This window comes from Acidovorax sp. KNOB132 (assembly GCF_057541515.1).
The window spans coordinates 1-4,939 of the sequence record NZ_BAAJYT010000256.1 but is presented as its reverse complement, the minus strand read 5'-3'; the positions used below and the strand labels follow the sequence as shown (position 1 = coordinate 4,939).

Genomic DNA, 4,939 nt, shown 5'->3' with positions numbered 1-4,939 from the left:
GGCGCTGGTGCTGCGCGCCCGCGCCCGCACGCCCGCGGCCACCACGGCGCGGCTGTCGGAGCTGCAGTCGCGCATCCGCCCGCATTTTCTTTTCAACACGCTCAACAGCGCCATCGCCCTGGTGCGGGCGGAGCCGGCCAAGGCCGAGGCGCTGCTGGAGGATCTGAGCGACCTGTTCCGCCACGCGCTGGTGGACCAGGGCGAGTCGGCCACGCTGGGCGAAGAGATCACCCTGGCGCGCCGCTACCTGGACATCGAGCAGGTGCGCTTCGAGGAACGGCTGCGCGTGCAGTGGTCGCTGGACGCCCGCGCCGACGGCGCCCGCCTGCCCCCGCTGCTGCTGCAGCCGCTGGTGGAAAACGCGGTCAAGCACGGCGTGGAACCGAGCGCCACGGGCGGGCGGCTGCGCATCGTGACCGAGCTGCGCGGCAGCCGCGTGATCGTGGTCATCACCAACACCGTGCCCGCCGCGCCGCAGCGCGAGGGCAGCAGGCCGCGCGGCCACGGCATTGCGCTGGCCAACGTGCGCGACCGCCTGCGGCTGCTGCACGACGTGCAGTGCGAGTTCAGCGCCGGCATGCAAAATGGCCGCTACCAGGTGCGCATTTCGTTGCCCGCGCGGTCCTGACCTTTCCCCTTCGCTTCCTGCCATGCACATCCTGATCGTTGACGACGAAGCCCTGGCCCGCAGCCGCCTGCGCACCCTGCTGGCCGACTGCGACGCGCGGCACACCGCCGCCGAGGCCGCCAACGCCGCCGACGCGCTGGCGCAGCTGCAGCCCTCGGGCGGCCGCGCCTTCGACACCGTGTTGCTGGACATCCACATGCCCGGGCAGGACGGCCTGGCCCTGGCCCATGCCATGCGCACCCTGCCCTATCCGCCGGCCATCGTGTTCGTGACGGCCCATGCGGACCACGCCGTGAGCGCGTTCGAGCTGGACGCGGTGGACTACCTCACCAAGCCCGTGCGGCGCGAGCGGCTGGAAAAAGCCCTGGGCAAGGCCCTGCGCGCCCGGCATCCGGGCGCCACGCCCGCGCCCACGGCGCCCCTTCCCGATGGCGAGACCCTGCTGATCCAGGACCGGGGCCGCACCGAGCGCGTGCCGCTGGCCGAAGTGCTGTACTTCAAGGCCGAGCAGAAGTACCTGACGGTGCGCACCGCCGTGCGCAGCTACATCCTGGACGGCTCGCTGAGCGAGCTGGAGGCGCGCCACGGCGACCGCTTTCTGCGCATCCACCGCAACGCGCTGGTGGCCCGCCGCGCGGTGCGGGCGCTGGAAAAGCACTACGACCCCGAGGAGGGCGAAGGCTGGGCCGTGCGGCTGCACGGCCTGACCGAATTGCTGGCCGTGTCGCGCCGGCAGGTGGCGGCAGTGCGCGAAGAGCTGGCCGGCTGAAGACCGAGGGTGTTTTGGGCCACCAGCACAGTCAAACCGCCGGCATACCGCTATTATTTTAATAGCAAACCCGGACCCTGACGCGCCGCCGCACCGGGGCCCCACAGCCGGTCAGTGCGCGTGGGCCATGCCGCTCACCAGCGTGACCACCGTCATCCCCGCCACCAGCCAGGCGATCTGCGCCACCGTCTGGCCCGCGCTCAGGCGCTTTTGCAGCTGCGGGATCAGGTCGGCCAGCGCCACGTAAATGAAGCTGCTGGAGGCGATGGCCAGGAAGTAAGGCAGCCAGTCCTGCAGCTCGCCGACCAGGAAGTACCCCACTACCCCGCCCAGGGCGGTCACCGCGCCGGCCAGCGATACCTTCAGCAGCGCCATGCGGCGGTTGGCGCTGGCCTGGCGCAGCACCACCAGGTCGCCCATGTGGTGCGGCACCTCGTGCGCCAGCACCGACAGCGCCGCCACCACGCCCAGGCGCAGGTCGGCCATGAAAGCCGAGGCGATCAGGATGCCGTCGCCGAAGCAGTGCACGCTGTCGCCCGTGAGCAGCGCCCAGCCGCCGCCACCGCGGCGCGCTTCGCCTTCGCCGTGGGCGTGCGCATCACCGTTGGCGTGGTCATGGGCGTGGCCGTGCCCCTGCGTATGGCCATGGGTATGGCCATGGGTATGCCCGTGCGAATGCGCATGGCCGTGTCCGTGTCCGTGCTCGTGCCCGTGGTGCCACAGCTCGGCCTTGTCGAGCAGAAAGAAGAACACCAGCCCCACCAGCAGCGTGGCGAACAGGTCGTGCGCGCCGGCCTGGCTTTCGAACGCCTCGGGCAGCAGGTGCATGAAGGCCGTGGCCAGCAGCGCGCCGGCCGCCAGGCTCAGCAGGTGCTGCGGCCCCACGCCGCGCCGGCCGTCGCCCAGCCCCGCGCGCATCAACAGGGCGGCCACCCACACGCTGCCGATGCCGGCCGCCAACGTGGCCAGGATGATTGCTACCAAAGTCATGGCTTCTCGTGCTTTCCCTGCAAGGCCTGTCGGCCTTTTGTATCGAATCGATTCGGCGCGCCCGGCGCGCAAAAAAAGCCCCGAAGGGCTTTGGCGGGACCGCTGGGGCAGGAACGCCGCCGGCGATGGTCTCTCAGGCAACGCCGTGTGTCTTGAACCACTGCAGCGCCCGCTTCCATCCGTCCTCGGCCGCTTCCTTTCGGAAGCTGGGCCGGTAGTCGGCATGGAAGGCATGGGGCGCGTCGGGGTACACGACGAACTGCGACGCCTTGGCGGCGGCGGAGCCGGTCTGGAGAGCCGCTTTCATCTTATCAATCGTGTCAAGGGGGATGCCGCTGTCTTTTTCGCCGTACAGGCCCAGCACCGGCGCCTTGAGGATCGGGGCGATGTCCACCGGGTGCTTGGGCGTGAGCTCGCTGGCCTGCCCCACCAGCCGGCCGTACCAGGCCACGCCCGCCTTGACGGGGCCGTGGGCGGCGTACAGCCAGGTGATGCGGCCACCCCAGCAAAAACCGGTGATGCCGACCTTCTTCAGGTCGCCGCCGTTCTCGCCCGCCCACTTCACGGTGCCGTCCAGATCGGCCAGCACCTGCGCGTCGGGCACCTTGGAGACCAGCTCGCTCATCAGCTTGGCGGCTTCGGTGTACTGGAGCGGATCGCCCTGGCGGGCATACAGCTCGGGGGCGATGGCCAGGTAGCCGGCCTTGGCGAAACGGCGGCAGGTGTCGGCGATGTATTCATGCACGCCGAAGATCTCCTGGATCACCAGCACCACCGGCAGGTCGGTCTTGCCGGCGGGCGCGGCCCGGTAGGCGGGCACCTTGAAGCCGTTGACCTCGATGCTGACCTTGCCCGCCGTGAGCCCGTCCGCGGGCGTCTGGATCGCGGTCTGCGCCATCACGGGCATGGCCGCGGCGGCATAGCCCACGCCGAAACCGGCACCCAGGGCGACGCGCATCGCGGTTCGGCGGGTGGCTCCCGCCTCGGTGCTCTGGCCCGGCAAGAGGGCGTCGAAATCGGTCTTGAGGTCATCACGCAGCATGGTCTGGCTCCTGGTTGGGTGAAAGGATCGGCAGCGCAAGAGTCTAGGGCCTGCGGCGCGCGGCGGCATGACCCGCAGGGCTGAACGGGTTTGCCGCCGTTCGCCCAGGGCCGGTGCAGCAAAGGTGCAGTGATGGCGCGGCTCTTATTTCTGTCTTGACAGAAATAAAAGAAAAACTAAACTGCCCCCATGCAACTGACCGACATCGCCCAACGCTTCGTGGTCCATTGGGGAGAGATGGGGACCGCCTGGGGCGTGAACCGCACCGTGGCCCAGATCCACGCGCTGCTCTTCTTCCATGGCCGCCCGCTGCATGCCGAGGAAATCTGCGAGACGCTGGGCGTGGCCCGTTCCAACGCCAGCAACAGCCTCAAGGAGTTGCTCAACTGGAACTTGATCCGCACCACCCACGTGCTGGGCGACCGGCGCGACTATTTCGAAACCTCCACCGACGTGTGGGAGCTGTTTCGCACCGTGGTGCGCGAACGCAAGGAGCGCGAGTTCGACCCCACCGTGCGCATGCTGCGCGAACTGGTGGCCCGCCCCGACTTCGCCAGCGAAACCGCCGATGCCCAGGACCGCGTGCGCGAGACGCTGCACCTCATGGATTCGCTGGGGGTGTGGGCCGACGAAATGCTGCGCCTGTCCCCCGCCACGCTCGACAAGGTGCTGCGCCTGGGGGCCAGCGTGCAGAAGTTCGTGCGCGGCGGAGCGGCCGACAAGGCATCCCCGGGCTAGGCCTTTTTTTGCCCTGATTTTTCTGTTTTGAATGAAATTTCGGAAGGATTGAACATGAATGCCGCAGCCACCCCCAACCCCGCCATCTATCCCCTCACCCTCTACTTCGACTCGCGCTGCCGCCTGTGCGCCGCCGAGATGGGCAACCTGATGCTGCGCAATACCGGCGGCCTGCTGCGCTTTGCCGACGTGTGGGCGCCGGACTTCGAAGGCCCACCGGCAGGCACCACCCGGGACGACCTGCTCACCCTGATCCATGCGCGCCAGGCCGACGGCCGGCTGCTGCGCGGCGTCGCGGTGTTCCGCGCGGCCTACGAGGCCGTGGGTTTGGGCTGGCTGACCGCCGCCACCCGCTGGCCGGTCATCGGGCCGCTGGCCGACCGGGTGTACCCGGTGCTGGCACGCAACCGCTACCGCCTGCCGCAGTGGCTGGTGCACGGCCTGTTCGAGAAGGCCAGCGGCGCGGCCGCCCGCCGGGCCGCTACCCGCCGCTGCGGGCCGGGCGACGACCAGTGCCGGCTCTGACGACGCCCCTTACACCTTTCACGGAGCAGTTCCATGCACATCCTTCTCACCGGTTCCACCGGATTCATCGGCCGCGCGGTGCAACGCGCGCTCGAACGTGCGGGCCACACCGTGCACGGCGGCGTCTCGCCGCGCCGCGCGGCAGGCCGCCCCGGCCAGGTCGCCATGGATTTCGCGCACGACACGGCGCCCGCCGCATGGCTGCCGCGCCTGGCAGGCATCGACGCGGTGGTGAATGCCGTCGGCG

At 69.6% G+C, this 4,939-nt stretch carries 7 protein-coding genes; 5 read left to right on the top strand and 2 right to left on the bottom strand.

Translation table 11 applies throughout. The features are described 5' to 3' along the window. Positions 1 to 628, top strand: a 628-nt coding sequence (locus tag AC27IO_RS20325; RefSeq protein ID WP_498740452.1) for a sensor histidine kinase, incomplete at its 5' end; no start/stop codon positions are given. Between the two features lie 22 nt (positions 629 to 650). Then, on the top strand, positions 651 to 1,397 hold the full coding sequence (locus AC27IO_RS20320) for a LytR/AlgR family response regulator transcription factor (RefSeq protein WP_317351738.1): 747 nt from the start codon (positions 651 to 653) through the stop codon (positions 1,395 to 1,397). A gap of 111 nt (positions 1,398 to 1,508) precedes the next feature. On the opposite strand, the gene AC27IO_RS20315 is transcribed toward AC27IO_RS20320, so the two are convergent. Both AC27IO_RS20315 and AC27IO_RS20310 read right to left on the bottom strand, forming a co-directional pair. Next, on the bottom strand, positions 1,509 to 2,387 hold the full coding sequence (locus tag AC27IO_RS20315; protein WP_317351736.1) for a ZIP family metal transporter: 879 nt from the start codon (positions 2,385 to 2,387) through the stop codon (positions 1,509 to 1,511). A 133-nt stretch (positions 2,388 to 2,520) separates the two neighbouring features. After that, complete coding sequence (locus AC27IO_RS20310) at positions 2,521 to 3,429, bottom strand: dienelactone hydrolase family protein (RefSeq protein ID WP_272564527.1); 909 nt, start codon at positions 3,427 to 3,429, stop codon at positions 2,521 to 2,523. A 189-nt stretch (positions 3,430 to 3,618) separates the two neighbouring features. On the opposite strand from AC27IO_RS20310, the gene AC27IO_RS20305 reads away from it, so the two are divergent. From AC27IO_RS20305 to AC27IO_RS20295, 3 genes are all read left to right on the top strand, one after another. After that, complete coding sequence (locus AC27IO_RS20305; protein WP_284405848.1) at positions 3,619 to 4,167, top strand: GbsR/MarR family transcriptional regulator; 549 nt, start codon at positions 3,619 to 3,621, stop codon at positions 4,165 to 4,167. A gap of 54 nt (positions 4,168 to 4,221) precedes the next feature. Beyond that, the gene (locus AC27IO_RS20300; RefSeq protein ID WP_498740450.1) at positions 4,222 to 4,692 is read left to right on the top strand and encodes a thiol-disulfide oxidoreductase DCC family protein; all 471 of its coding nucleotides are present in this window, start codon (positions 4,222 to 4,224) and stop codon (positions 4,690 to 4,692) included. A gap of 33 nt (positions 4,693 to 4,725) precedes the next feature. Then, the coding region (locus AC27IO_RS20295; RefSeq protein WP_498740448.1) for an NAD-dependent epimerase/dehydratase family protein at positions 4,726 to 4,939 on the top strand (214 nt) is incomplete at its 3' end.

Coding starts and splice junctions, on each gene's coding strand:
- AC27IO_RS20320 (WP_317351738.1), top strand. CDS start 651: ATGCACATCCTGATCGTTGACGACGAAGCCCTGGCCCGCAGCCGCCTG.
- AC27IO_RS20315 (WP_317351736.1), bottom strand. CDS start 2,387: ATGACTTTGGTAGCAATCATCCTGGCCACGTTGGCGGCCGGCATCGGC.
- AC27IO_RS20310 (WP_272564527.1), bottom strand. CDS start 3,429: ATGCTGCGTGATGACCTCAAGACCGATTTCGACGCCCTCTTGCCGGGC.
- AC27IO_RS20305 (WP_284405848.1), top strand. CDS start 3,619: ATGCAACTGACCGACATCGCCCAACGCTTCGTGGTCCATTGGGGAGAG.
- AC27IO_RS20300 (WP_498740450.1), top strand. CDS start 4,222: ATGAATGCCGCAGCCACCCCCAACCCCGCCATCTATCCCCTCACCCTC.